This is a genomic window from uncultured Slackia sp. (assembly GCF_944321625.1).
GTDB lineage: Bacteria > Actinomycetota > Coriobacteriia > Coriobacteriales > Eggerthellaceae > Slackia.
In genome coordinates, this window is the sequence record NZ_CALUMA010000057.1 from 17416 (window position 1) to 43071 (window position 25656).

Annotated in this window: 23 protein-coding genes and 1 riboswitch; of the genes, 6 read left to right on the top strand and 17 right to left on the bottom strand. The window is 62.8% G+C overall.

Translation table 11 applies throughout. From position 1 onward, the window contains the following. Positions 1 to 84: 84 nt before the first annotated feature. The 7 genes from Q0J60_RS05350 to Q0J60_RS05380 all read right to left on the bottom strand — a co-directional run bounded on the left by Q0J60_RS05350 (position 85) and on the right by Q0J60_RS05380 (position 6206). Positions 85 to 738, bottom strand: coding sequence for a CpsB/CapC family capsule biosynthesis tyrosine phosphatase (locus tag Q0J60_RS05350; protein WP_294439247.1), 654 nt, complete (start codon positions 736 to 738; stop codon positions 85 to 87). A gap of 139 nt (positions 739 to 877) precedes the next feature. Continuing rightward, positions 878 to 1663: a CpsD/CapB family tyrosine-protein kinase gene (locus Q0J60_RS05355; protein WP_294439250.1), complete on the bottom strand. Its 786-nt coding sequence runs from the start codon at positions 1661 to 1663 to the stop codon at positions 878 to 880. Positions 1664 to 1665: 2 nt separating this feature from the next. Continuing rightward, a complete protein-coding gene (locus tag Q0J60_RS05360) occupies positions 1666 to 2325 on the bottom strand; it encodes a YveK family protein (RefSeq protein ID WP_294439251.1) in 660 nt (219 codons plus the stop codon). A 24-nt stretch (positions 2326 to 2349) separates the two neighbouring features. Next, positions 2350 to 3774, bottom strand: coding sequence for an LCP family protein (locus Q0J60_RS05365; RefSeq protein ID WP_294439253.1), 1425 nt, complete (start codon positions 3772 to 3774; stop codon positions 2350 to 2352). A gap of 297 nt (positions 3775 to 4071) precedes the next feature. Then, a complete protein-coding gene (locus tag Q0J60_RS05370; RefSeq protein WP_294439255.1) occupies positions 4072 to 4665 on the bottom strand; it encodes a hypothetical protein in 594 nt (197 codons plus the stop codon). 253 nt (positions 4666 to 4918) lie between these two features. Further along, positions 4919 to 5170 carry a hypothetical protein gene (locus Q0J60_RS05375; RefSeq protein ID WP_294439256.1) on the bottom strand — a complete coding sequence of 84 codons (252 nt, stop codon included), beginning with the start codon at positions 5168 to 5170 and terminating at the stop codon, positions 4919 to 4921. 91 nt (positions 5171 to 5261) lie between these two features. Continuing rightward, positions 5262 to 6206 (bottom strand): homocysteine S-methyltransferase family protein, encoded by a 945-nt coding sequence (locus Q0J60_RS05380; protein ID WP_294439257.1) that lies wholly within the window; start codon positions 6204 to 6206, stop codon positions 5262 to 5264. A 958-nt stretch (positions 6207 to 7164) separates the two neighbouring features. Then, positions 7165 to 7333, top strand: a riboswitch (FMN riboswitch). Positions 7334 to 7339: 6 nt separating this feature from the next. On the opposite strand from Q0J60_RS05380, the gene Q0J60_RS05385 reads away from it, so the two are divergent. From Q0J60_RS05385 to Q0J60_RS05405, 5 genes are all read left to right on the top strand, one after another. Continuing rightward, on the top strand, positions 7340 to 7927 hold the full coding sequence (locus Q0J60_RS05385; protein ID WP_294439259.1) for an ECF transporter S component: 588 nt from the start codon (positions 7340 to 7342) through the stop codon (positions 7925 to 7927). Between the two features lie 183 nt (positions 7928 to 8110). After that, positions 8111 to 10117: an energy-coupling factor transporter ATPase gene (locus Q0J60_RS05390; protein ID WP_294439261.1), complete on the top strand. Its 2007-nt coding sequence runs from the start codon at positions 8111 to 8113 to the stop codon at positions 10115 to 10117. Further along, on the top strand, positions 10114 to 10914 hold the full coding sequence (locus Q0J60_RS05395) for an energy-coupling factor transporter transmembrane protein EcfT (RefSeq protein WP_294439263.1): 801 nt from the start codon (positions 10114 to 10116) through the stop codon (positions 10912 to 10914). The genes Q0J60_RS05390 and Q0J60_RS05395 overlap by 4 nt, the downstream gene beginning before the upstream one ends. A 168-nt stretch (positions 10915 to 11082) precedes the next feature. Beyond that, the gene (locus Q0J60_RS05400; protein ID WP_294439266.1) at positions 11083 to 11496 is read left to right on the top strand and encodes a pyridoxamine 5'-phosphate oxidase family protein; all 414 of its coding nucleotides are present in this window, start codon (positions 11083 to 11085) and stop codon (positions 11494 to 11496) included. A gap of 547 nt (positions 11497 to 12043) precedes the next feature. Further along, positions 12044 to 12466: a pyridoxamine 5'-phosphate oxidase family protein gene (locus Q0J60_RS05405; protein ID WP_294439269.1), complete on the top strand. Its 423-nt coding sequence runs from the start codon at positions 12044 to 12046 to the stop codon at positions 12464 to 12466. Between the two features lie 501 nt (positions 12467 to 12967). On the opposite strand, the gene Q0J60_RS05410 is transcribed toward Q0J60_RS05405, so the two are convergent. The 8 genes from Q0J60_RS05410 to Q0J60_RS05445 all read right to left on the bottom strand — a co-directional run bounded on the left by Q0J60_RS05410 (position 12968) and on the right by Q0J60_RS05445 (position 23389). After that, positions 12968 to 14233 (bottom strand): hypothetical protein, encoded by a 1266-nt coding sequence (locus Q0J60_RS05410; RefSeq protein ID WP_294439273.1) that lies wholly within the window; start codon positions 14231 to 14233, stop codon positions 12968 to 12970. Between the two features lie 250 nt (positions 14234 to 14483). Then, positions 14484 to 15593, bottom strand: coding sequence for a histidinol-phosphate transaminase (locus tag Q0J60_RS05415; RefSeq protein ID WP_294439275.1), 1110 nt, complete (start codon positions 15591 to 15593; stop codon positions 14484 to 14486). Between the two features lie 232 nt (positions 15594 to 15825). Further along, positions 15826 to 16155: a DUF1292 domain-containing protein gene (locus Q0J60_RS05420; protein WP_294439278.1), complete on the bottom strand. Its 330-nt coding sequence runs from the start codon at positions 16153 to 16155 to the stop codon at positions 15826 to 15828. 10 nt (positions 16156 to 16165) lie between these two features. Next, positions 16166 to 18985, bottom strand: a complete 2820-nt coding sequence (secD, locus tag Q0J60_RS05425) for a protein translocase subunit SecD (RefSeq protein WP_294439280.1) — start codon at positions 18983 to 18985, stop codon at positions 16166 to 16168. 351 nt (positions 18986 to 19336) lie between these two features. Beyond that, positions 19337 to 20221, bottom strand: coding sequence for a methionyl aminopeptidase (locus Q0J60_RS05430; protein ID WP_294439307.1), 885 nt, complete (start codon positions 20219 to 20221; stop codon positions 19337 to 19339). A gap of 180 nt (positions 20222 to 20401) precedes the next feature. Next, positions 20402 to 21550 carry a tRNA guanosine(34) transglycosylase Tgt gene (tgt, locus tag Q0J60_RS05435; RefSeq protein WP_294439282.1) on the bottom strand — a complete coding sequence of 383 codons (1149 nt, stop codon included), beginning with the start codon at positions 21548 to 21550 and terminating at the stop codon, positions 20402 to 20404. 8 nt (positions 21551 to 21558) lie between these two features. Continuing rightward, positions 21559 to 22644: a tRNA preQ1(34) S-adenosylmethionine ribosyltransferase-isomerase QueA gene (gene queA, locus Q0J60_RS05440; RefSeq protein ID WP_294439285.1), complete on the bottom strand. Its 1086-nt coding sequence runs from the start codon at positions 22642 to 22644 to the stop codon at positions 21559 to 21561. A gap of 7 nt (positions 22645 to 22651) precedes the next feature. Next, positions 22652 to 23389 (bottom strand): epoxyqueuosine reductase QueH, encoded by a 738-nt coding sequence (locus Q0J60_RS05445; protein WP_294439287.1) that lies wholly within the window; start codon positions 23387 to 23389, stop codon positions 22652 to 22654. Positions 23390 to 23713: 324 nt separating this feature from the next. On the opposite strand from Q0J60_RS05445, the gene Q0J60_RS05450 reads away from it, so the two are divergent. Continuing rightward, entirely contained in the window at positions 23714 to 24499 is a 786-nt protein-coding gene (locus Q0J60_RS05450; protein WP_294439289.1) for an HAD family hydrolase, read from the top strand. A 277-nt stretch (positions 24500 to 24776) separates the two neighbouring features. Here Q0J60_RS05450 and Q0J60_RS05455 read toward each other — a convergent pair whose 3' ends face one another. Both Q0J60_RS05455 and Q0J60_RS05460 read right to left on the bottom strand, forming a co-directional pair. Then, positions 24777 to 24980 carry a cold-shock protein gene (locus tag Q0J60_RS05455; RefSeq protein ID WP_294439291.1) on the bottom strand — a complete coding sequence of 68 codons (204 nt, stop codon included), beginning with the start codon at positions 24978 to 24980 and terminating at the stop codon, positions 24777 to 24779. 266 nt (positions 24981 to 25246) lie between these two features. Then, positions 25247 to 25654 (bottom strand): hypothetical protein, encoded by a 408-nt coding sequence (locus Q0J60_RS05460; protein WP_294439293.1) that lies wholly within the window; start codon positions 25652 to 25654, stop codon positions 25247 to 25249. Positions 25655 to 25656 lie beyond the last annotated feature (2 nt).

The window sequence follows — 25656 nt, forward strand, 5'->3', positions numbered from 1 at the left end:
ACCCGCGGTGCCGCGTCGTCGTACGACTTCGCGTCACCTGAAATCAGGCCGAAAAAATGCGCGTTTTTACGCGCCCCGCAGAGTCTACACGCGCATGTGCGCTCCCCGGGTCTTGTAGTTCTTCCGCGCCTCCGCGAACGCCTTGTAGTGCTCGGGGTTATGCGCGTCGCTTGCTATATAGCGGTACAGCATCTCGTCGAACATCTTCTTGGCGGGACGCTTCTCAGCACCTAGGCGCCCCCCGTTCACGAAGTCGGCAGACGCCTGCAGCTTGCACCCCATCTTCACCAGGCGCTTTGCGAAGCTGATGTCCTTCTGGATAAGGCGGTAGCGCTCGGGGTGCGCGATGATCACGTCGTAGCCCATGCCCTGGAGCTCGAAGATAGTGCGCTCGTACTCGTTCCACTCAAGCTCGGTCGCACGAGTAGAAAGCTCCAGGAGAAACTCGTTGCTGCCGTCGAAGTGCAGGTATTCCGCCCACTGCATGCCCAGCTCCATAAGCTTGGGGTGATACACCTCAAAGCCCATCTGCAGCGGGAAGCCGCCGGCGTGCTCCACCAGCAGCTCGTAGGCGTCCCACATGGCGTCGTAATCAAAGTAAGGGTCGCGGCAGTGCGGCGTGCACGTGATGCTGGTGATGCCCGCAGCCTTAGCGGCTTCGAGCATACGCAGGCTCTCATCCAAATCTGCCGCGCCGTCGTCAACGCCCGGCAGGATATGGCAATGCAAGTCGCGCATCCGTCGTTTCCCTTTCTTCAATCGCAGGCAGGTTAGCACCCACCCTGACTTTCCTATACTGCCACCGCTTCGCTGCAATTTGTTGCGCAACATTGCGCTTCGGCGGCAGTTTTACGTGAACCTTACGCCGTTTGGCTGATTACCCCACGTTGTGGCGACCACGCCCGCGATGCGTAGGCATGTCCACCGCAAAATCCGAATCGGGCACCTGCGCACCGCTCGACACGTGACCGCTGGAGTGCTCGCTCTTCTTCACGCGCTTGCCGTCCTTGGTGTAGTACGCGTAGTAGTACTCGCTGGTCTCGGTCTCGCAGCCGTTCAGAATCACACCCAGGATGTTGGCCTCGGCCTTCTTCAGCTGCTCGAATGCATGCACCACCTCATCGCGCTTGGTGAAGTTGTCGCGCACCACCAGGGCCGTGCCGTCCACCATGGTGGACAGGATGGCCGCGTCGACGAAGGTGCCCACCGGAGGCGTATCGAAAATCACGTAGTCGTACGCTTCTTCCAGAATCTGCACCAGACGCGCGAAGCGCTTGGACGAAATGATGTCGGCGGGGTTGGGAATATGCGGCTCAGCGTCCAAGAAGTCCATGTTCTGCTGGCCCGTAGCAACCACGGCATTCTCCCAGCGCACCTGATCGGAAAGCACGGCATAGAGGCCCGCTTTGGCATGCGCGCCAATCATGTCGGCCACGCTGCGGCGGCGCATGTCGCACTCAACCAGCAGCACACGCTTGCCGCTGGTGGCAATGGCCTGCGCCAGGTTCACGGCAACGGTGGTCTTGCCCTCATTGGGCACCGAAGATGTCATGACCAGCGTACGGATGGGATTGTCGACGCTGGCAAAGCGGATGTTGGCCAGAAGCGTCTTGGCGGCGTTCTGCACCACCAGCTTGTCGGCTCCGCCCTTCTTTCGCGCCATGTCTACTTCCCTTCCTTCATAGCCGGAATGCGGCCGATAACCGGCACACCCAGCAGCTCTTCCACATCTTCAGCGCCGCGCACGCGGGTGTTGAGGACGTCCATCAGCACCACGATGGCGACGGCCAGGAACAGGCCCGCCAGAAACGCGACCGCGGTGTACATCATGCGATTGGGGCCGCTGGGAGATTCGGGGGTGGCGGCCTCGTCGATCACGTTGACGCTCTGGACGTTCATGACCTCCTGGGCCACGGCCGAAACGTTTTTAGCCAACTCGTTGGCGATGATGGCCGTGCTCTGGGCATCCTGACCCGTCACGCTCAGCGTGAGCACGCGTGTGGTGGTCTCGCTGTTCACGGCGATGTCGTAGTCATCCAGGCTGTTCATCTGCAGCGCGGCGGCCGTATCCTTGGTCACGCGGTCGCTGGTGATGAGGTTCGCCACGTCGTTGGTGATCATCTGGCTGGCAGAAAGATCGGTGCTCATGGTGGCGCCCGTGGTGTTGTCGCTTTGCACCAGCACGTACATGCTGGTGGAGGCCGTATAGGTGTTGGGCATGAACAGGAAGCTCACGAGCCCCATGGCGATGGCGCACACGATGGGCAGCGCTACCACCAGCTTGAGATGCTTGCGCATCAGTTTGAGAAGTTCCAGTAACGTCATTGTGGGTTTGCCTTTCGAAAGCCGCTATTCGGCGGGTGCTACGTCGTCGGTGGTCAGTCCTGCGTTGGCGGCCAAATCCTCATACTGCTGGGGAGCGGGCGAGTTGGTCGCAGCGCCCAGGTCGGGGTTGTTGGCCTGCTCTTCGGGGATTTCAGCGCTCTCGTCATTGGGATCAAGTCCCGCATCCACGCGCTGCATCATGGCGCGCCATTCGTCGAACATGGTGCCCACATAGCTCACGCCATCCTGCGAAAGCGAATAGCTGGGGCACGCCGCCGAATACATGGTGACATCCTTGCCCATGAATTGCTGGGCAAGCGCCACCATATCGGTAACCGAGTAATCGGTACTCACGCTCTCGGCCAGTTGACCGATGATACTGGGAAGGTCTGCCGGACTGCTGGCGAGCACCTGTTTGATGATGCCTTCGACAATCTGACGCTGAGCCTGAGCGCGGCCAAAGTCACCACCGGACACGTTGTATCGCTCACGGGCATATGCGAGGGCCTGTTCACCGTTAAGCTTCTGCTCTCCGGCCTGGAACGACATGCCACCGTTGCCAGCGTCAAAGCTCTCGGGCACATCCACCCAGATGCCGCCCAAGGCATCCACCACGTCTTCGAGCTCGTCGAAGTGCACCTCGGCGTAATGCGAGATGGGCACACCCGCGAACTCAGACACGCACTCTACGGCACCCGCCGCACCGCCGAACGCGTAGGCGGCGTTGATCTTCTGCGTGCCCTGGCCCTCGATGGTCACCATGGTGTCACGCGGGATGGAGATGAGGTCCACCGTGGCAGTGTCGGGGTCGATGCGGGCGAGCATGGTCACGTCGGAACGGCTGGCGGTATCGCCCTCGCGCGCATCGCTGCCCAGGATGAGCATGTAGAATGCGGAGCTTTCCTTGCCGTCCGCCGCCTGCGTGGGCTGTTCCAAAACCTGGGAGAGCGCCTGGCGGTCTTCCTCGTTCAGACTCATGGAGGAGTTGAGGGAGTTGACCCACAGGGCGAGTGCCGCACCTGCGGCCACCACTAGCGCCACCACGATGCCTACGATGATGAGAGCGATCTTGGCGCCTTTGTGGCGTTTCTTGCGCACCTTGATCAGATTGTCGTCACGCCCGGTGTTGTAGGGGGAGCCGCCGCCGTACGGAGCACCGCCGCCGAAGCCTTGCTGACCCTGGCCGTATGCCCCGTGCGAACCATGCGCACCGTATGTGGCGGGACGGTACCCACCCTGGGCATGAGAGCCGCGACCGGCCGTGGCAGGCCGAAAGCCCGCAGGGGTCGTAGAGCCCGGCACGCCTTGAGGCGCCTGCCCGCCGGCATAGCCCCGACCGCCCGCAGGCTGGCCGAAGCTTTGGCCGCCCCTCGGCTGGCCGGGTTGACCCGGCTGGCCTGACTGGCCGCCTCGGGGCTGCCCGGGAATATGTTGGTTTCTCTCGCTCATATCTCTATGCGCTGTGCCAGATTCCGCTCGCCTGAATCTCTGGCGCTTCCTTTCTCTATCGTATGGCGCGGGGCCGCGCTTCGGAGCCTCTTGTCCCGTTGCCGACCGACGCGCCCTCGCGTCACCTGAAAATGTTCGGAGGCGATGATAGCACCCCCCCCCATAGAGTTTTAAGTCTTATGGAGGAAAAATCGGCGAGCACTCAAACTTTTAGGATTGTAAAGGACGTTGGCTGCATCGTGTGGGGCCACAGCCAACAAAATGCGTTTATTCGTAAAGGCTGTGCAAAATTTTGCCTCACGACCCCTCTCCCCGCCGCCGCGTGCGCGCTTTTTGGCGACTTGGCGGCGATATATGCGGCTTGCCGGCTTCGTGATGCGTGGGGAGCGTGGCCTTGAGCCTGCCTAGCGCCTCGGCGGCCGCCTCGCGCGCCGCCTGAAAACCAGCGCCCTGCTTGTTGGCTCGTGCGTCGTCCGAAATGGCGCGGAACACGCTGCGCACCGAATAGTCGTCGGATGCGCCGGCGTTTTCGGTCAGATCGTCCACCAGGCGGTCGAACGCGCTTTCGCCTTCATGATGGCCATCCGCGTGATTGCGCCCGCGATCGATGAGCCCGCTTACCGTGCCTAAGCGCGAGGTGGAGGGAGCCATGCGAAGCCGGGCCGTGGCAGGCACGAAGCCCGACCGGGGCGCATCCGGCTGCACGGGCTGCGAACCCATCTGCGGGAGCGCGGCAGCGGAAGGCTCCATGCGCTCGCCCGCCGCTCGGTCATGCGGAACATGCTCGTTCACGGGCGTTTCTTGCGCTACGCGACCATTCAACAGCGATTCGTGCGACGGAGCCTCGCTTGCGGGCGTTTCATCCGTCGCCGCTTCACGGGCGTGCTTCATGCGGCCAGCCTCCCTTCTCGCCTCGGTTTCACATATCAAGCTTTGATTGTATCGTGCTTTTCGCACAATTTGTTGCGCAACAAATTGTAAGGCTGGCTCAGCGGGCCTCTTTCGACACGCGGCATGCTCTTGCGGGCGAACGGTGGGCGGCGGGTAATGGGCACACCGCAAACTCTGCCTTACGGTGTCGCGTACGCAGTTGCCCTACGACACCGTGCGCCGAAGCACGCCATCAATCCCGACGGCGCGCACCCTACTCTACGGTGCCGTATACGTAGCCCCAGCCGTGGCCGGCGATGGACGAGTTGAGCTGGGTGCACAGCGCCACACGCGTATAGGCGCCGGGCGGCAACAGGTCAACGATCTCACGCAAATCGGAGTGGATATCGAACATTTCTGCCGCGATGATCACGTCCAAGCGCTCGACCATCTCGCTACTCTTATATAGGTAGTCCACAACGCGCTGGAGCTCGCCGTAAGATTCGCTTCGTTCGAGCAGTGCCAAAAGCTGTCCTTTCACATATTGAAAGTAGAGGCTGCGTAATTCATGGCGCCCGGCGCGCCCACACGCGCATTCCGAGCGCCGTCGTAAACCTTTATCGAATGCAGTCACGACCCATAGCCGCCACGGCGAGCGCGCCCGTGTAGGCCGGCGTCGCCTCGCCGCAGGCGCGCAGGAACTGCGCCCCCGTCGCACGCAGCTGGAGCGCGGCGTCGGCAAGCGCGTCAGGCATGGGATACGGGTTGCCGGGAATGGGGCCGCCCAGCGCAGCGCGCTTCTTTTCCTGCGCGGTGGGAGCCTTCACGCGAATCTGCGCCAGGATAGGAGCATCGGTGAGCTGGGCCATCTGGCGCACCGTGGCGCACAGCGCCTCAGGCGCGGCGGCGCTGCGGACGCCCACCACGTCAGCGCCCTGCATGGCCTCCACGGCCTGTTGCACGGTCATGCGGTCGAATTCGCCCTGGTCGTTGACATCCATGCTGGCAAACAGAGGGCCGTCGTACACCTTGCGCACGCCCTCGATGGCGCAGCGCATGTCGGCCTCGGTGCGCATGCCGTTGAGGAACAGCGCGTCAAAGGGAACGCCCTGGGCGCCCAACGCCGCGCGGTCTCCCCCATCCGCGCCAACGCCTTCACCCATAAACGCGCAGGCAGAGGCTTCGTACTGCTGCACGGTCTGCTTGAGCGACGCCTTGCTGGACGGGTCCAGCGGCAGGTTGCACGGACCGATCTCGCACAAGACGTGCTGGGGATTGTTGGCGTTCGCGCTCGCCAGGGCAGAGGCGGCCACGTCGGCCGCGCGGTCTTCCATGCGCGCGTGCGCCAAACGCGCCGGGCAGATGCCCTCGGTGGCCGTGACCAGGCATTGCGCGCCGGCAAGCGCCTCCAGACGCAGCGCATCGGTCGCCATCTCGGGCTCGATGAGGCTGGTGAATTCGAAATCGTCCTCCACGTCTACGCCCTGGCGCGCGAGCGCGTAGTCGATGGGCGCGGAAAGCACGAGCATGTCATGATGGAATCGCAGTTGGATATCAGCCATGGGGTTCGCTCCAAACTCGAGAAGTATTCGTCGCGCGCTATTGTAACGCAGGGCACGCACCGAACGATGCGCCCGCCGCGACACCCACGAGATAGGCACGCTCCCGCGCTTCCTTGCGCTCTTTGCGTTCCGTGCGTTCCTCGCCTTCCCCGCTCTCTTGGACGATTGCAAGTCGAACGCCGCCCCATTCTCTTGGACGATTGCAAGCCGAACGCCGCCCGCGAGGGTTGCTCCGGCGATTTGCACGGTGCGTTTTACACCGATTTGCATCCGAGAACACAAGACCTCCACGGCCTCGTCATAGGTTCTCGAAACCGCATCTTTATAATTGCAGCTGCAAGCGCAAGGCTCCCCTCCTTCACTTGCCTGCTTGTTAAAGCAGAAACGGTGCATTCCCCTTGCACCGATCATCCCCTCCTTGTGTGAGGCCCGGCCCTTCCCTTCCGGGCCTCAATCTTTTTCTAAGGCAAAAGGCACCAATACCCCTGTAAATCACTTCGCTTATCGTTTCGCGTCTTACTTCCTGCATGAACTCTCTGCAGGCCGCTTCGCCCATCGGCTCTCGACCTTCCTTCTAACCCGCAATCCACCTCTGGGTCCCCGGTTTTTACGGCGCATCGAGCAGATGACCCCTTCATGCTGCAGTTTTTCGGCACATTTTAAAGTAGACCAGCATGCAGGTCGTGCAAAACACCAGGTCAGATGTCACCCATGTTTCCCCCTACTTCGCCGCCTACCATAAAACTGCAGCATGAACGAGTTTTTGCTGCCCTCTTTGTCTTTCTCTGTGAGTTTTGGCTATAACTCCAAGCTTTTGTCGCCCGCACCGCAGATTGCCCGTCCATGCCATAGGTCGTCCGTCACGCCTTTCCTTATAGACACCCCAATCGCGCCTTTGCGTTACTTTACCCAAATAAAGTGGTTCACAATGGTGGCGCTCGGTGCTACAATCGCCTGCGTACTGTTTCAGGGCGAGGTGGAATTCCTCACTGGCGGTAAATCGGACGCGGTGCACAAGCCCGCGCTCACCGATGAGCCCGCGACCCTGCCGGCGTTGGTTCGCTTGGCAGGCTGATCCGGTGAAAACCCGGGGCCAACGGTCAAAGTCCGGATGGAAGAGGCAGGTGATTTTCATGTCTGAACAGTCGAAGACCGTCCAATTCCAGAACACGAATGCGTGGGACACCCGTCAATTGGTGACCATGGCGCTTATGGCCGCCATCGGCGCGCTGTTGGCGTTCGTGCAGATCCCGCTGATCCCGGGCGTCACGTTTCTGACGTATGACCCGTCATTCGTGCCCGCAATGATCTGCGGTTTCGCGTTCGGCCCCGGCGCCGGCGTGGCCGTTGGATCGATCGGCGTGGTCATCTACGGCCTGATTATGGGCGACTGGGTGGGCGCGCTGATGAACGTGATCATGGCAGTGTGCTACGTGCTTCCCGCCGCGCTCATCTACCGCAAGTTCCACACCTTCAAGGGCGCCATCGCCGGCTTCGCCGTGTCGTGCGTGACCGTACTGATCGGCGCGCTCATCGCCAACCTCACCGTGGGCGTGTGGTTCTGGTACGGCAGCACCGACGTGATCATGCCGCTGCTGCTCCCCGCCGTGGTGCCGTTCAACCTGGCCAAGGCCATTCTGAACTCCGTGCTCACCATGGTCATCTACAAGGCGGTTTCCAACCTGATCACCCCTAAAAAGAATCAGGTCAAGGGTCGCTAAGACGCAAACGCAAAGCCCGGCAGGCGCGACTTGCCGGGCTTGCTGCGTTTTGGGTGCAAGCGGGCAGGCGTTTCGCGGCATCGTTCGACGGTCGCCCCGCTACCCCGCGCGCCGCAGCGCCCCTCCCCAATGAAGGCTTCGCAAGACAGATCAACGCAAGACAACAACAGGACAAGGCATCCAATGATCGACAGTTCCAACCTTGGATTCACCTACGACGGGCAGACGTTCGCCCTGCGCGACGTGAACGTGCACGTGAACGCGGGTGAATTCGTCTGCATCCTTGGCGGCAACGGCTCGGGCAAGAGCACGTTCGCCAAGCACATCAACGCGCTGCTGGCTCCCGACGAGGGCTCCATGACGGTGGACGGCAGCGACACCCGCGACCAGCAGGCGCTTTACCTGATTCGCTCCACCGCGGGCATGGTGTTCCAAAACCCCGACGACCAGCTGGTGGCCTCGCTCGTGGAAGACGACGTAGCCTTTGGCCCCGAAAACCTGGGCATCGAGCCCTCCGAGATTGCCGCGCGCGTAACCCGCTCGCTCGCTGAGGTGGGCCTGATGGGCTTTGAGAAGCACGAGACGCACGCCCTGTCCGGCGGCCAGAAGCAGCGCGTGGCAATTGCCGGCGTGTTGGCCATGGAGCCCAAGATTCTGATTTTGGACGAAGCGTCGTCCATGTTGGACCCGCGCGGCCGCAAGGGCCTCATACGCGTGTGCCGCGAGCTTCATGAGACGGGCCTCACCATTGTCATGATCACGCATTTCATGGAAGAGGCCGCCGAGGCCGACCGCGTGATCGTGCTGGAGGAGGGGCACGTGGCGCTCGAGGGCACGCCCGGCGAGGTGCTGGTGCGCACCGACGTGCTGGCACGGTTGAACCTGGAGGTGCCGTTCGCGTGCGACTTCTCGGTGCAGCTGCAGGACCTGGGCGTTGACGTAGTGCCGTGCGTGCATGAATCGGCGCTGATCGAGCAGCTGCGCAAGGCGGCTCCTGCGGCGTTCCCGTGCGCTGACGGGTATACCGTGGCGGATAGCGCCACGGATGACGGCGGCGTGCTTGCCGCGAATGGTGTGGAGGCCGCAGGCGTTGACGGCGATGCGCGTACCGCTGATGGCGCCGTAGCCGAACACGCGGAGCGCGAGGGCACGCCCGCCGTTTGCACGGTCGCGCCCCAGAAGCTGCCGCCGCTCCCACGCACAAGCGTGGCAAGCGGCACCCCGCTCATCGAATTCGACCATGTGTCCTACACCTACGACGCCGCTATGGCGAAGCGCCAGCAGAAGGCGCTCAAGCGCGGCAAGGCCGTAACCGACGTGCAGGCCGAACGCGCCAAATGGGGCAACGACCCCGACGAGCTGTGGGCGGTGCGCGACGTGAGTTTCGCGGTCATGGAGGGCGAGTTCCTGGGCATCGCCGGGCACACCGGATCGGGCAAATCCACCCTCATCCAGCACATGAACGCGCTCGTGCGGCCCACGATGGGGCGCGTGCTGGTGGACGGCAAAGACATCGCCGACAAGGCGGCGGCCGCGCAGGCGCGCTCGCTGGTGGGCGTGGTGTTCCAGTACCCCGAGCATCAGCTGTTCGCCGCCACCGTGTTCGACGACGTGGCGTTCGGCCCGCGCAACATGGGCCTTTCCGAAGACGAGGTGCGCGCCCGCGTGGAGGAATCGCTTTCGCAGGTGGGCCTGAGCTTTGACGACGTGCAGGAGAAAAGCCCGTTCGAGCTTTCGGGCGGCCAGCAGCGCCGCGTGGCGTTCGCCGGCGTGCTGGCGATGCGTCCGCGCGTGCTGGTGCTGGACGAGCCCGCCGCCGGCCTTGACCCCGCCGCGCGCCGCGATTTCCTGGGCATGATTTCTGACCTGCACAAACAGGGTCTTACGGTGGTCATGGTGTCGCATAGCATGGACGACCTCGCGCGTCTTACCGACCGCGTTCTCATCATGAAAGAGGGCGAGATGTTCTGCGTGGGCACGCCCGCCGAGGTGTTCATCCACGCCGACGAGCTCAACGCCATCGGCCTGGGGCAGCCGTGCCCGCAGCGCATGGCGCGCAAGCTGCGCGACGCCGGCATGCCGCTTGACATGAGCGTGCTCTACGACGAGGCGTCGCTTGCCCACGAGGTGGCGGCACGCATGGCGGCGGCTGGCTCCGCGCCTGCCGGCGGCGAAGGCGGTGCGCGATGAACGGCGCATTCTCTTTCGGCAGCTACTGCCCCGGCGACAGCCCCCTGCATCGGATGGACCCGCGCGCCAAGCTTCTTCTGGGCTGCGCGTTCATCGCTGCTGTGCTGTGCGCGCAGGGCTTTGCCGCGCTGGGCGTGGTGGCCGTGTTCGTGCTGGCGTTCTACGTCATCTCGCGCGTGCCGCCCAGCAAGGCCGCGAAATCGCTTGCCCCGCTGCTGTTCATCTCGCTGTTCGCGTCGCTTCTGAACCTGTTCGTGGTGCAGGACGGCGCCACCCTTGTGCAGCTGGGCTTCATCCGCATCAGCGAGGGCGGCGTGCGGCAATGCCTGTTCATCGGCGCCCGCCTGGTGCTGATGATGATGGGCATGAGCCTAATCACCATGACCACCATGACGCTCGATCTGACCGAGGCGTTCGAGCGGCTGCTTTCGCCGTTCTCGCGCATCGGGCTTCCCGCTCACGAGCTGGGCATGATCATGGGCATCGCACTGCGCTTCATGCCGCAGTTCGCCACCGAGCTTGTCACCATCCGCCGCGCGCAGATCAGCCGCGGCGCGTCAGCCGCCGGCAGCCCCGCCAAGTCGGTGCGCATGCTGGTGTCGCTCTTGGTGCCCCTGTTCGCAAGCGCTTTCCGTCACGCCGAGACGCTTTCGGCCGCCATGGACGCACGCTGCTACCACGGAAAAGTCGGCCGCACGCGCATGCATCCGCTGCGTTTCGCGCCGCGCGACGGCGTGGCGGCAGTCGTGATTGCGCTTTTGTTCGTGTGCATCTTCGCCGTGAACGCGCTCGTGTAGCAGCAGCACCCCACACTGAACAGCCCATGTACGCCGCACCTTAGATTCGAACGCAATCGGAGACGAGGGACCTATCCCTGCCCCACAATCAGCAGCTTCCCTCCCACAAATCAACAGCCCCCTCCCACAAGCCGAACCAGTCGAAACTACCGGCAGAAAGGAACCGCAATGACCCCTGGAATGAAAACCGTCTTGGAGTATTTAACCTCCATTCCCGCGTGGTATCTGGCCACCAGCGTGGACAACCAGCCGCATGTGCGCCCGTTCAGCTTCGCGGCCGAGCAGGACGGCAAGATTTGGTTCTGCACCGCCACCACCAAGGACGTGTGGGAAGAGCTGCTGCAGAACCAGCTGATCGAGGCTACCGCCTGGTGGCCCGGCCATGGCTGGCTGATCCTGCGCGGGCGTGCGGGGCTTGAGGACCGCGCGAATGCCGAGATGCGCCAGGCGGGCTACGACCATCTGACCAGCCTGAACGAGCACTACGATGGCCCGAACGATCCCACGCTTGTGTTCTTCTCGGTCGAGGAGCCCCAGGCTTGGATTTGCAATCACGATGAATGGGTGCCTGTGGAGCTGTGAACGATATGCGAGAGATGAGGGACGCGGGCAGGGCGGAGGGCCCTGTGGAACACCCGTTCGGCTACCGCTCGCTTTGCTCGCTATGCGCCTCACGCGACTTTTCGGTTTTTGACTATACAAGTTTGAGAAAGTCAAGTGATTCCACAGGGCCCTCCGCCCTGCCCGCGTCCCTCGCTCCCGAATATGCAACCTCAGCTTGGGGTGGACGGCCGCCTTTTGATGGGTCCATGGCGGGCATCGGATTGCTACGAATATTGAGAATAGTATGATTTGACCCCTGCTTTGCTACAAAATGCCCGAATAGTATCTTCGGGCAGCGAGATATCTGCTTCGAGTTTCATGTATCAAGTTGGTGACCAGGCACTATGCAAGCTCTGTTTGATAAACTTTCCCGCCCGCTGCGGTTGCTTGCGGCTGAAGCGATACTATTCTCGCAATTTGTAGCAGACGAACCCCAAAACAATACTATTCTCGCGTTTTTGAGCACGAGACATCCGCGCGAAAGCGCTCGCTGCTGATAGAAGATAAATAGCAAGGAAAGGAACGCATGATGGATGAGATTCTTGAGTATTTGACCGGGATTCCGGCTTGGTATTTGGCCACTATTGATGAGAACGATCCTGAGCAGCCGCGCGTGCGGCCGTTCAGCTTTGCCGCGGTGGACGATGGCAAGCTGTGGTTTTCTACGTCGCGCGATAAGGATGTGTGGCGCGAACTTTCGGCGCATCCGAAGTTCGAAGTTTCTGGATGGAAGCCCGGCGAGTTTTGGATCGTGCTTTCCGGCGAGGCCGACCTTGCCGACGACGCCAACGTGAGCGATGCCGTGCGTCAGGCGGGCTTCGAGCATATGGTGGGCATCGGCGAGCATCATGACTCGCCCAACGACGGTCGCCTCGCTTTCTTCAGCGTGAAGCACGGCGTGGCGCGCTTCTGCGACATCGACGGCAGCGAGCGCCGCTTCGAGTTCTAAGCCGCGCCACGAGCCGCGGGACAAAAACCTCAAGATTCGTGGACGTTTTTTCGAGTTTCCCGGAAGCACACAGGTTTCGTAGGAAGTTGCCTTTGGATTGCTGCAGGACTTTTGACTAGGATCGCCCACTTCGCTTTCGCAAAATGCGACAGAACGCATAAACGGGGCAGGGATGAGCACCGGAACGGACGAGATACGCACCTTCTGCTCTCTCGTCCGCCCAACGAATCCGGGAAAGTCGAAATAACGTCCACGAATCCCGGTTTTGTTGGCATCGACGATTCATGCGTCATCCTGCCCCTCGGGCAGCACTCAACCATTTTGTTCCACGAAGAGAGGACCGGCGGAGACTGAACTGCCTCCCATTTCTTGGGCGCGAGAAATGGGAGGCTTTCTTATGTCCGAAGATGAAAGGCTGAAATACGACGGTCCTCTCTTGCACAAGCGATAAAACAAGCGATACGACCCCATCCGAGCAATAAGACCCCGTCGGCTTCGCGTTTACGCAGCGTTGGCCTCGGTCGAGGTGGCCTCTTCGGTCTTCTTCAGCAGCGGCGTCTCGACGTCGAGCCCGCGCGCCTTGTTGCGCATCTCGATGAGCTGGCGCACCACCACGCACACGATGAACGCGATGCCGATGTAACCGGTGTAGGGGTAGATGATGCCCATAAGCTGGCTGTATCCGAGCGGGCTCACGGCGATGGCCAGCACCACGGCGCTGAACAGCACCAGCACGGCCTTATTGCGCTTGGTGCCCTCGGGCGCGAAGCGGTTCACGGCGGTCCACATCATGGGAGCGGCGGTGGAGTAGATGCCGCACAGCACGATGACGGCGAACACGACGCTCAGCGCGGGGCTGATCAGGTCGGACAGGTACAGCGTGGGCACCTCGAGCGCGGCAACGTTGTCGATATGGCACAGCAGCGCCACGTTCATGAGCATGGCGGCGCCGATGAAGGCGATGCCGCCCAGCACGGCGCCAATCTTGGCCTCGCGCGGCACGCGGGCGGTGCCGCCGGTCTGTGCGAAGAACGGCACAGAGCCCGCCACGTTGTAGGCCACGTACAACAGGCCGCCGAGCGCCCACAGCGGTGCACCGTTGGTGGCGTTGGCCATGCCCGCGAACAGGTCGCCCTTCCCGCCGATGTTCGCAAGACCCTCGGGATTCGCCGCGATGGCATTAGCCGCAATGATCAGCGTGAACACGATGATGATGGGACCAACCACGCCGATGACGTCGACGATGCGATGGAACCCGAAGATGTTGGTGATGAACACGACCAGGCACATGGCCAGCGAGCCCGCCCACGCGGGAATGCCGAAGTACTGCGCCAGCGTGGCGCCCGCGCCGGAGGTCATCACGATGCACACGAGCACGAGAAACAGCGGGATGAACCACGCCAGGAACGCCCCGAAGTATTTGCCCGCATAGTAGCGGAACGCCCGGTCGGCCATTGCATCGGGGCCCAGGTCGCTATGCCTGTACCCGTAGTTCATGAGAACCTTGCCCAGCCACGCGAACAGAACGAGCGCGATGAGCAACCCTCCCATGGACCAGATGCCGTACGCGGTAAAGAACTGCATGATCTCTTGGCCGGTGGCGTATCCCGAACCGATGAGGAACGCCACGAACGCGCCTGCGAACTTGATGATCGTCAGCACGTTGGCCTTGCCGCCCTTCGCGTCAGAGGCGACGCCAGATAGGCCCACGCTCCCCTGCCCTGCCGCGTATCCCACCGCGGCGTTGTTGGTTGTTTTCTCCGACATGGTGATTCCTTTCTCTTGCCGGATGACTTCCTGCTTATACAAAAAGGCGCCGGATTGCGGCGCCTTCTCATACCGAAATGCTTGAATGCAATGGCGTGGCAGCGGCCGCAATCATGGGGTCTTGCTAAAGTAAAATCGATATGCGAACTGCCAGTTGAACATTGCGTTTGCCTTTCGCTGTCCTATCGAGGCGCACCCCGCGTTTGCCTTCATCGCTTCGAGCGAGATGCTTCTTGCCCTGCGCGCTTCCCTACTTTCCCATCGCCTGACCGGCCAGCTTATCGATCTCGGCGATAAGCTCCACCAGCGCGTCCATGTCCTCGTTGAGGTTCAGGCGCACCGCGTTAGCCCCCAGGCCGTCGTAGCCGGCGCACGTGACCACGCGCACGCCCGCCTGCGCGAACACGTGCTCAAGGTTCACCTGCTCATCGTCCACATACACCATGGAGATGCACACGCTCTCGCTGGTGTGCGCCACGCGCAGATGCTCGCACGCCTTGAGCGCTTCCAGCACGCGGGGCTTGTCCTGCAGCACGCGCTCGCGGGTACGCGGGCCCCAGTTGGCGGCAAGCGCCTGGCACGCGAACTCGTGCGCGATGGAATTCTTGGAATACGGCACGTTCACCTTGTGCATGGCGGCTGCGACCTGGGGCTGCGCGATGGTGTAGCCCAGGCGCGCGCCCGCCATGCCGTAGCCCTTGGAGAAGGTGCGCACCACGGCCAGGTTGTCGAACTCGGGCACCAGGTTGAGCGCCGATTGGTCGTCGGCCATGTAGTCGCCGTAGGCCTCGTCCATGGTGATGAACGAGCCGGCGTCGCGGGCGGCCTCCACCATACGGCGCACGTCCGTCAGCGGGTATACCTGGCCGGTAGGATTGTTGGGGTTATCGATGTAGATGTACGCACCCGGGTTGGCGGCGATGACGTCGAGCATCTCCTGCACATCGAACCTGTAATCATTCTCGCGCTTCAGGTACACGCGCTTGAACACGGGCTCGTACGTCACCATGTCATCGGTGACGGCGGTGAAGGTCTGCGCCATGCAGATGATGGTCTTGCCCGGCACCACGCATATGCGCGTGAGCTCCATGCATGAGGCGATGGAGCCGCACGAGAACACGATCATGTCGGGCGTGAGGTCGAGGACGGATGCGAAACGCTCGCGCAAAGCATCGGTGAGCGCCACGTCGCCTTCGGGGTATTCAGCGAGGTCGTTCAGCGCATGCTGCGGAATCGTCAGGGGCGGCGTGCCGTAGGGGTTGGACCCCATGGAGCAATCGAGCTTGAAATCGCCCGCGCTCAGATGTTCTGAGTAATCGCCTCTCACCTGCGTAAGCAGGACGTCCCTGATACCGTACATGCCTGATTGAACCTTTCATACTGTGCCGCGGCGATTTTGCGATCGGCAAAAGCCGTTGCCGGAGAACCCCGGCGGCTTGCCCCAGAAAGCAAAAGCCCCCATGGCGAAAAACCATGAGGGCACGATAACGCTTTAATGCACTAAAGTAAAGCAGCGAATTTCGGTTGATTGTTAAAAAGGCGTTACCTCACGGCGTCGCGGCGCTTTGAGGCGGCTCGAAACTTCGCGGCGTTTATTCGAAACGATAGAGGTCCTTGGTGGCCTCGCGGAAGTCGTCGTAGACCTCCTGGGCGATGGCTTCGTCCTCCACCAGCTCGAACTCAGCAGGCTGGTCCTCTTCGTCAAGCTCGGTGACTTCCAGGATCAGCACCTCGCCGGACGACTTGGCCGGATGGTCGTCATCCACCGGGAAGAAGAACCCGTAGCGGCGGTCGCCGTGCAGGATGAGACCCAGAAACTCCAGCTCCTGGGTGTCGCCCTTCTCGTCCTCGAAGGTGAACGTGATGCCCTCTTCCACAGGAGGGGCGAAGTTGGGCGCGCTGCCCTCGCGAATCTCTGCCATTGTGTTCCTCCTACTTCTTTTTCTTGCCGTAGTGGTGGTTGCTGCGACGCGTCGAACCCTTGGCGGGCTTGCGGGAGCCTTGCGACTTACTTGACGCTGCGGATTTGGGGCCCTTGTCGGTCGCGGCCTCAGATGCGGTCGCCGCGGAGGCGACAGAGCCTTCGCCCGCGGAGCCTTCCGCTGCATCGACGGCACCCACGCCTTCGTCCTTCGACCCCGCAGCCTGAGCCGCCTTATCGGCAGCTGCCTGCGCCTTGGCCGTGCGGCCCTCACGATATGCCTCGGTGGCGACACCAGCCTCGGCAGCCACAGGCGCGGCCTCGAGCCTGTTCAGGAAGAAGCGGCGGATGGACGGGCCGTACTTGCGCACGAGGCGCGCGTTCTTGGGCTCGCGCTCCTTCCACATGCAGTACAGCGGCGTGGCGATGGCGATGGACGAGTAGCACCCGCACACCAGGCCGATGGTCATGGCAAGCGCGAAGTCCTTCAGCGTCTCACCGCCGAACAGAAGCATCGCCACGACGGGGATCAGCGAGGTGATGGAGGTGTTCATGGAGCGGATGAGCACCTCGTTCACGGAGTGGTTGGCCATGCTGGAGAAGGTGCAGCCCGGGCCGCCCTCGGCCTTCATGTTCTCGTTGATGCGGTGGAACACCACCACCGTGTCGTAGAGCGAGTAGCCCAGGATGGTGAGCAGCGCCGCGATGGTGTTGGGCGTGACCTCGCGGCCCACCAGGGCGTACACGCCGAACACGATGATGAGGTCGTGCAGCAACGCGACGATGGCCATGACGCCCATCTTGGGGTCGCGGAAGCGCACGCTGATGTAGGCGATGATCAGAAGCAGGCTCACCGCGAAGGCGATGGCCGAACTCTGGATCACGCTCGCGCCCCAGTCGGGGCCGATGGTGGTCACCTCGTAGGAATCCGCCCCCCAGCCGAAGGAGTCGGCCACCTGGCCGGCCACCGCGGCGGCATCCTGCGCCGAGGTTGACGCCGTGCGCACGAGGAAGCCCTCCTCGCCGTCGGCGTTGGTGGTCTGGATCACAGCGTCGGGGTCGCCCGCGTCGGCGAAGGCGTCGCGCACCTGCTCGATGGTCGTATCTCCCGTGCCGTGGAACGCCACCGACGTGCCGCCCACGAACTCGATGCCGAAGTTGATGCCGCGGATGCCAACCACGGCCACCACGGCCACGATCAGCACGGCGGAGACGGTCAGGAAGATCTTCTTCTTGCCCACGATGTCGAAGTCGCGCTTGATGAAGCGGCCGCGCAGCTTCTCGCCGGCGGAGAGCTTCTTCTCGCCCTCGAAGTACGGCGCGGCGTCCTCGCAGTCGCGGATGCCCCAGAAGCTGGGGTGGCGCTTGATGACGCGCGGCGCGAGCAGGCGGATGATGGGCGCCTTGAACACGAGCATCATCACGATGTCGCACACGATGCCCAGGGCCAGCGTCATGCCGAAGCCCTTGACCGAGGCGCTGGCCAGGAAGAACAGCGTGAGCGCCGAGACGAGCGTCACCAGGTCGGCGTCGATGGAGGTGAGGATGCCGTGGTGCACGCCGGTGTCGGACGCGGCGCGCACGGAGCGGCCCATGCGGATCTCCTCGCGGAAGCGCTCGAGCACCAGGATCGAGGAGTCGGCCGCCATGCCGATGGTGAGCACGATGCCGGCGATGCCCGCGAGCGACAGGCTGAACAGCCCGAAGGCGGAGAGCAGCGCGAGCAGGCCCAGGTAAAGCACGGCGAACACGGCCATGGCGGCCGCGGTGATGAGCCCCAGGCCGTGGTAGAACACGAGCAGGTAGAGCATGACGAGCGCGAGCCCGATGCCGGCCACGATCACGCCGGAGGCGAGCGCGTCCTGGCCGAGGGTCGGGCCCACGGTCTGGCTCTGCGCGTACTCGAAGCTCACGGGCAGCGAGCCCGACTGCAGCACCGTCTGGAACTGCTGGGCCTCGGCGAGCGTGTAGCCGCCCGTGATGGACACGTCGCCGTTGGGGATCTCGCTCTGCACGGCGGGGGCCGACTGCACCACGCCGTCCAGCAGGATGACGATCTTGCCGTGGTCGGCGGCCAGCTCACTCGTGGCCTGGGCGAACGCCTGCGCGCCCTCGGAGTTCAGGCGCACGTTCACGGCGTAGTCGGTCGAGCCCTCGCTCGCGCGGCCCACCTGCACGCTCTCGATCTGGTCGCCCGTGACGATAGGCGTGTAGGTGCCCGGCTCGACCTGCATGGTGTACTCGACGTCGCCCGTGGGGAACTGGTTGCCCTCGGCGTCGGTCACCGTCTGCTGGGTCATGTACTGGCCGGAGTCGATCTGGCTGCGCACCGTCTCGTCGGTGAACGAGTCGAGGCGCGCGAACTCCAGCTTGCCGGTCTTGCCGATAGTGTCGAGCGCCTGCTCGGCGTCGGTGAGGCCGGGGATCTGCACCAGGATCTGGTCGGTGCCCTGCAGCGCCACCGTGGCCTCGGAGGCGCCCAGCGCGTTCACGCGGCTCTCGATGATGGCGCGCGAGGCCTCCATGTCCTCGGACGACACCTGGCCGCCGTCGTCGGCCTTGGCGGTGAGCACCACCGACAGGCCGCCCTGGATGTCCAGGCCCTGGTTGATCTTCTCCTGCGGGGGCATGAACAGCGCGATCGAGCCTATGGCGAGCAGCGCCGCCAGCACCAGCAGCCATACGTTGCGACGGTTGGGGTTTTTACCGGACGCCTTGCGCTTCGCGCCCGAGCCGCCCTGGGCCGACCTGCCCAGAGAAGCCGCCTTGCGCGCGTCGGCGTTCTGCCCTTGCGCGGAGTTCTTCGTGGATGAACCTTTGCCGAACTTCATTGCTCTCTTTTCTTCGCAAACTCTTCTGATCGACCACCCGCATTTTCAGGCGGCGCGCTGAACCGCGGCGCGCAAAACCTGGCGAATGGCCGTTTTCGTCATAACTATGTTATTGTGCCACAATCAAGAATAGGGCGCACGGATTTCCATGCGCCCTACGCTACAAAAGTCATCTTTGCGCCACACGGAGCTTCAGCTATCAAAATGTCTAGCGAGGATGCAGCGCTCAAGTAAAAAAAGGATGAGCGAAGGAGGGGTATGCCACGCGCAGTTCCGCACAAGCCGAAAGCCACTTAATGTGGCTTTCGTGCGAGCAGGACTGTTTGAGCATGGCATGCCCCTCCGGAGCGGCTACCAGGAAAGCAGCTCGTACCCCGTCTCAGTGACCACAATCTGGACCTCCCACTGGGCGGTGTCGCTGCCGTCGGCGGTGCGCACGGTCCATCCGTTGGGGTCGGTCATGTCGATGTCGGGTTCGCCCGCGTTGATCATGGGCTCGATGGTGAAGCACACGCCCGGCGCCAGCACCATGCCATCGCCCGGCTCGCCCACAAATCCGACGAACGGATCCTCGTGGAACTCCAGGCCGATGCCGTGCCCGCCGAACTCGCGCACCACCGAATAGCCGTTGGCCTCGGCGTGCTGCTGCACCGCGTGGGCCACGTCGCCCAGCGTGCCCCAGGGCTTCACGGCCTCAAGGCCCTTCTCCACGCACTCCTTGGTCACGCGCACCAGACGCTCGCGCTCGGGGCTCACCTCGCCGATGCAGAACATGCGCGACGAATCAGAGAAATAGCCGTCCTTGACGGTGGACGCATCGATGTTCACGATGTCGCCCTCTTTGAGCACCTCGTCCTCGGACGGAATGCCGTGGCACACCACTTCATTGATGGAGGTGCACACGCTCTTTGGGTAGCCCTCGTAATCGAGCGGCGCGGGAATGGCGCCGTGGCTCACGGTGTATTCGTGCACCCATTCGTCGATCTGCTGGGTGGTCACGCCGGGTTTGATGCGCTCGGCCACGTAGTCAAGCACGCCCACGTTCACCTCGGCGCTGCGCTTGATGCCCTCGATGTCCTCGGCAGTCTTCAGCAGCGCGCGAGCGGGCACCTCTTTGCCCTGCTCGAACAGGTGTTGAAGCTGCTCGTCGATGGCTAGATGGCACTTCTTGTATTTCTTGCCGCTGCCGCACCAGCACGCATCGTTGCGCTCCGGCTGGCCTTCTCCGTCATACATGGTGGTCATGAGTTTGATTCCTCTCGATACGCCCCGTTCCCCAACGCGTTCCCACGCTTTGGGGATGCACTGCATTTTGGCATGCAGCTTCATCCCATAGACGCTTCGACGCCCCGGCTTCCAAGGCTCGCATATGGTTCCTGCGCCATTATGCCGCTAAAACGCCCGAAACGCACGCCATCAGTAGTCGTTGGCGGCAGGAGAGTTCATCCAATCCTGATAGAAGGCCTCGTACTCGCCGGCAAGCATGGCCTCGCGCGCCTTGGCCATGAGGTCGATCAGGAAGTGCAGGTTGTGGATGGACAGCAGAATGCCGCCCAGCATCTCGTTCTGTTTCACCAGGTGGCGCAGGTAGGCGCGCGTGTACTGGGTGCACACGGGGCATGAGCACTGCGGGTCGAGCGGCGTGAAATCGGCCTTGTACTTGGCGTTACGCAGGTTCATGCGGCCCTCGTGCGAAAACGCCGTGCCCATGCGGCCTGTGCGCGTGGGCAGCACGCAGTCGAACATGTCCACGCCGGCGCGAACCGCACGCACGAGCGTGGTGGGGTTGCCCACGCCCATCAGATAGCGCGGGCGGTTGTCGGGCAGCGCCTCGCACACCTGGGGCAGCGTTTCGAACATCACGTCGTGCGGCTCGCCCACCGAATATCCGCCGATGCCGAAGCCCTGGAAGCCCTTGTGCCCCGCCGCGCGGCTACGCGCGTCGATGTCCAGCAGGCGACGCACGCTCTCAAGACGCAGGTCAAGATGCATGCCGCCCTGCACGATGCCGAACAGCGCCTGGTCCTCGCGCGTGTGCGCCGCGCAGCAGCGCTCGGCCCACTCCCACGAAAGTTTGGTGGATGCGGCCACGTCCTCCTTGGCGGCCGGGTAGCCGATGCACTGATCCAACTGCATCACGATGTCGGCGCCGATGCGCTGCTGGATGTCCATATTGCTCTCGGGCGTCCAGCGGTGCTTGGAGCCATCGTAGTCGCGCGCGTGGAAGGTCACGCCATCGGGATCGGTCTTCATCATGTGGTCCAAGCTGAACAGCTGGAATCCGCCCGAGTCGGTGAGCATAGGGCCGTCGTAGTTCATGAACTTTTGCACGCCGCCCGCCGCCTCGATGATCTCTACGCCGGGGCGCATGTACAGGTGATACGTGTTTGCGAGCACCACCTGGCTGCCGATGTTGTGCAGCTGGTCCACCGTCACGCCCTTGACCGTGGCGTGCGTGCCCACCGGCATGAACATGGGTGTATGCACCGTGCCGTGTGCGGTCTCAAACGTGAGCGCTCGCGCCGCCCCGTCACGCGCATCGATGGTTACATCAAAAAGGGACATGGATTCTCCTAATGAATAAACATGGCGTCGCCGAAGCTGAGCATGCGGTAGTCGCTCTCGATCGCGTGCTTGTAGGCGGCCATGATGTTGTCGCGGGTGGAAAACGCGCTGACCAGCATCATGAGCGTGGAGCGCGGCACGTGGAAATTGGTGATGAGCGCATCCACCACGCCGAACGTGTAGCCCGGCAGGATGTAGAGGCTCGTGGCCTCATGCTGACGCGCGCGCAGGCGGCCCAGTTCGCGGTCGAAGGCGCTTTCCAGCGAGCGCACGCTGGTGGTGCCCACGGCGATCACGCGGTTGCCGCGCGCATGGGCGGCGTCGCACGCATCCACGACCTCCTGACTCACGGTGTAAAGCTCGGTGTGCATCTTATGCTGCAGCGGGTCGTCCTCATCGACAACGCGGAAGGTGTCCAAGCCCACCTCGAGCTCGACCGTGCGCCACTCGACGCCCTTCGCCTTGAGGCGCTCGATGAGCTCGGGCGTGAAGTGCAGGCCCGCCGTGGGGGCCGCGGCGCTTTTCTCCTCATGGGAGTAGACGGTCTGGTACATCTCCTCATCGCCGGCGTAGCCCTTGATGTAGGGCGGAAGCGGCGTATGGCCCACGGCGTGCAGCGCCTCGTCGAGCGATGGACGCGGCGTGGTCAGGCGCGCGACGCGCTCGCCTTTGCCCTCGTCATCGCCCCAATCGATGATCTCGGCCGAAAGCGCGACCTCGCCGGCCGCATCCGTGAAATCCACCACGGCGCCGCTGCCGGGCTTGAGGCGCTTGCCGGGACGCACGAGCACATCCCACACGGCAGAGGAGCCAGTTTTGGGCTCGCGGTCGAAGCGCTCGCGCAGCAAGAACACCTCGGCCTGGCCGCCGGTGCCGCGCTTGGCGCCCAAAAGGCGCGCCGGCATGACGCGCGTATCGTTGGCGACCAGCACGTCGCCCGGCTCAAGGTAATCGTAAATATCGCGGAAAATGCGGTCTTCCAGCGCGCCGGTTTCTCGATCCATCACCAGCATCTTGCACGCATCGCGCACCGCCGCCGGCTCCTGTGCGATACAGCGCTCGGGAAGCTCGTAATCAAAATCATCGGTTCTCATTGTGCCTCTATTCCTCCTGCGCATCGGTGGGATGCGCTTGTTTATATGCTTTCAGCGCGGCTCGCTGGGCGGCACGCTTCTCGGCGTAGGCCTGGCGCTCGGCACGCTTCTTGGCGCGCGCCGCTTCGGCCGCCGCACGCTTGGGAGCCTCCGCCGCAAGCTTTGCTGCCTTGGCCGCCGCACGTTCGGCGCGACGCTCCTCACGCTCCTGCTCGGCCTCCTTCTTGGAAACCGCGCATCCGCAGTAGTTCTGGCGATACATCCCCAGCGCTTTGCTGCGGCGCGTGGCCTCGGGATACTGCTCCGTGTAATCGCGGAACACCGGCGCAAGCCCGCGCAGGGCGCACGCCGCCTCAAGCTCCTCGCGAATGACGTCCGTATATTGGTACGGGCTCACGGTGAGCGTGGTGGCCACCCCGTCAAATCCGTTGGCCAGCGCGTAATCGCACGCCTCGTCCAGCCGCTGACGATAGCACGCCCGGCACCGCCAGGGGCGCATCTTGGGGTCGGAGGCATACTGACCCGCCGTGTTTGCCCAGGCTTTGGGGTTATACACGCCTTCGACCACGGGAATGCCCTGCGTCGCGGCGAACTCCAGCAGCGTATCGCGGCGATGGAGATATTCCTCCTGCGGGTGGATGTTCGAATTCATGTAGGCGATGGTGATGTCGTGCCCCTCTTCGAGCAGAAGACGCAGCGGCTCAAGCGAGCACGGCCCGCAGCACGCATGCAAAAGCAGCCTCATGAAAACATCCTCCTTCCTCAACGTCTGGCCATGCGCGGAAAACGTACGGCGAGCCAATCTTCCTGTGAGAATAGTCTCGCTCTCGTGCGCCAGATGGGCCATTTGCGCTCACGGCGTCAAAGCCGAGGACAACTCGTACTTCGCCCCTGTACGCCTCAAACACCTTGCGCCCGGTGCGCCGTTTGCGCCCGACTACCTGCCACTGCACGTTTCGGTTCGGCAACGCGTTGCGCCCATTTGCGCGCGTCTGCCTCCGTTTCGCAAAACTCGACTATACTACCATGCTGTTTTCTTGGCACGAGGCTCGACCGAAAAGGACAGAGGATGACTGGAAACTGCGCGACAGCACACAGCGAAATCACCGCCAACCCGGCGCCCGACGCGGGAAGCCGCACCTATACCACCGTGTTCTTCGATCTGGACGGCACGCTTTTACCCGTGGACACGAAGGAGTTCATGCAGACGTACATGGCAAGCATCGACCGCTTCATGGCCGAGCACGGGCTTGACGCCCATGCAGGCGGCGAAGCGCTGTTCGCCGGCGTGATGGCCATGGGACAGAACGCGGGCAACGTCACCAACCGCGACGCGTTCTGGAAGGTGTTCTGCGAGCACATGGGGAAGACCGCCGAAGAATGGGAGCCCCTGTTCAACGAGTACTACCTGACTAGGTTCGATGAGGTGGGGGCGGTCGCCCAGGCGAATCCCGACGCCGCGCGTGCGGTGCGCGCCCTCAAAGAGCGCGGCTACCGCCTGGCTGTGACCACCATGCCCATGTTTCCGCAGGTGGCCGTGGAGGCGCGTCTGCGCTGGGCGGGACTCGACCCGCAGGATTTCGAATTTTTGACCACGTATGAGAACTCCACGTCGGTCAAACCCTATGAGGCGTACTATGCCGAGGCGCTCAACCGTGCGGGCGTGACCGGCGAAGAGGTGCTCATGGTGGGCAACCACAACCGCGAGGACGGCGGCGCCACCAAGGTGGGGTGCGACATCTATTTCGTGACCGACCACCTGATCGAGACCGAAGACGGCCTTGACGTGTCGGCCCACAAACATGGCACGATGGCGGAGTTCGCGGCGTTTTGCGAGGCGCTTCCCGCGAAGTAAATCGTGGGCTTGTACGGCAAATCGCGCGAGGGGCACAAGGAGGTCTGCCCTCTCGCTCCCTCATCGGGCAACCGACATAAGCAACCGCTGGCCAAGCCTCCTCCTAGCTCAGAGCCCTGGCCAGCGGCGACCGCGACCAGACGTCCGTCACGAGCATCCAGCACCCATACACACGAAACGGGCCCGCTCGATGCGGGCCCGTCGTTTGCTGGATTATGTGCGGTAGCGTAGATGCCGCTCAGCGCCGGATTCGAATGTCGGATTCCGACCGCGCAGGCTAGAGCTTGACCACGTTGCTCGCCTGGAGCTTGCCGTTGGTCCCTTCCGTTACATCGAAGGAAACGCGCTGGCCTTCGTCGAGGGTCTTGTAGCCGTCCATCTGGATTTCGGAGAAATGGACGAAGATGTCGTCGCCATCCTCACGGGAGATGAACCCATAGCCTTTTTCGGGGTTGAACCATTTGACAGTGCCTTCAGCCATTTTCGGCCTCTTTCCCCTTCCCTTGCTTAGGGGGAAGTAACGCCCGGTCGAAACCGGTAAACCACATTCCTTCCTACCGAAAGTCACAACGTTCAACCGTCAAGCAAAACGAGACGCCCCAGAGGAGGAACCATACGTATATCATCGTCAACCATGCATCACAAAAAATACGTATGATTTCGGTAAAAGGATGTAATAGGTCGCCGAAGGGTCACGAGAAAATAATTATCAAAATGGTTTAGAGGATGCTGCGTGCGCCGACATGCCTATGCTTCGAGCTCGCGGTCCATCCTGTCCAGGTCTTCTTCGGTAAGAACCCCATCGCCTTCGGGACACTCGATACCGAAGGCCTGCGCCAGCGCCTGCGCCTGCCCGCGTCGCAGCTCGGCCTTCTGGCCCGTGTTTGCCTGGTCGAGGTAATGCGCCTCAAGCAGCAGGCCGTGCACAAGGTACTCCACCACCTGCGGATGCGTGCCCGTGACGGAAAGGACGGACGCGAAGCTCTCAGGGCTGAGCCCCAAAACCATGCCGGCGTCCAAATCAAGCGCCTGCGAGATCGCGTCCTCCACCGATTCCGCCGCCTCAGCGGGGTCGACATGCTCCCGCTCCAGACTGCGGCGCAATCCACGTACGAATTGCATGATCAGACGCATCAAATAATCCTGTTGGAACATGG

Coding starts and splice junctions, on each gene's coding strand:
- Q0J60_RS05405 (WP_294439269.1), top strand. CDS start 12,044: ATGATGGATGAGATTCTTGAGTATTTGACCGGGATTCCGGCTTGGTAT.
- tgt (WP_294439282.1), bottom strand. CDS start 21,550: ATGTCCCTTTTTGATGTAACCATCGATGCGCGTGACGGGGCGGCGCGA.
- Q0J60_RS05400 (WP_294439266.1), top strand. CDS start 11,083: ATGACCCCTGGAATGAAAACCGTCTTGGAGTATTTAACCTCCATTCCC.
- Q0J60_RS05450 (WP_294439289.1), top strand. CDS start 23,714: ATGACTGGAAACTGCGCGACAGCACACAGCGAAATCACCGCCAACCCG.
- Q0J60_RS05395 (WP_294439263.1), top strand. CDS start 10,114: ATGAACGGCGCATTCTCTTTCGGCAGCTACTGCCCCGGCGACAGCCCC.
- Q0J60_RS05365 (WP_294439253.1), bottom strand. CDS start 3,774: ATGAGCGAGAGAAACCAACATATTCCCGGGCAGCCCCGAGGCGGCCAG.
- Q0J60_RS05350 (WP_294439247.1), bottom strand. CDS start 738: ATGCGCGACTTGCATTGCCATATCCTGCCGGGCGTTGACGACGGCGCG.
- Q0J60_RS05355 (WP_294439250.1), bottom strand. CDS start 1,663: ATGGCGCGAAAGAAGGGCGGAGCCGACAAGCTGGTGGTGCAGAACGCC.
- Q0J60_RS05370 (WP_294439255.1), bottom strand. CDS start 4,665: ATGAAGCACGCCCGTGAAGCGGCGACGGATGAAACGCCCGCAAGCGAG.
- Q0J60_RS05430 (WP_294439307.1), bottom strand. CDS start 20,221: ATGTATGACGGAGAAGGCCAGCCGGAGCGCAACGATGCGTGCTGGTGC.
- Q0J60_RS05460 (WP_294439293.1), bottom strand. CDS start 25,654: ATGTTCCAACAGGATTATTTGATGCGTCTGATCATGCAATTCGTACGT.
- secD (WP_294439280.1), bottom strand. CDS start 18,985: ATGAAGTTCGGCAAAGGTTCATCCACGAAGAACTCCGCGCAAGGGCAG.
- Q0J60_RS05380 (WP_294439257.1), bottom strand. CDS start 6,206: ATGGCTGATATCCAACTGCGATTCCATCATGACATGCTCGTGCTTTCC.
- Q0J60_RS05445 (WP_294439287.1), bottom strand. CDS start 23,389: ATGAGGCTGCTTTTGCATGCGTGCTGCGGGCCGTGCTCGCTTGAGCCG.
- queA (WP_294439285.1), bottom strand. CDS start 22,644: ATGAGAACCGATGATTTTGATTACGAGCTTCCCGAGCGCTGTATCGCA.
- Q0J60_RS05415 (WP_294439275.1), bottom strand. CDS start 15,593: ATGTACGGTATCAGGGACGTCCTGCTTACGCAGGTGAGAGGCGATTAC.
- Q0J60_RS05420 (WP_294439278.1), bottom strand. CDS start 16,155: ATGGCAGAGATTCGCGAGGGCAGCGCGCCCAACTTCGCCCCTCCTGTG.
- Q0J60_RS05410 (WP_294439273.1), bottom strand. CDS start 14,233: ATGTCGGAGAAAACAACCAACAACGCCGCGGTGGGATACGCGGCAGGG.
- Q0J60_RS05390 (WP_294439261.1), top strand. CDS start 8,111: ATGATCGACAGTTCCAACCTTGGATTCACCTACGACGGGCAGACGTTC.
- Q0J60_RS05360 (WP_294439251.1), bottom strand. CDS start 2,325: ATGACGTTACTGGAACTTCTCAAACTGATGCGCAAGCATCTCAAGCTG.
- Q0J60_RS05385 (WP_294439259.1), top strand. CDS start 7,340: ATGTCTGAACAGTCGAAGACCGTCCAATTCCAGAACACGAATGCGTGG.
- Q0J60_RS05455 (WP_294439291.1), bottom strand. CDS start 24,980: ATGGCTGAAGGCACTGTCAAATGGTTCAACCCCGAAAAAGGCTATGGG.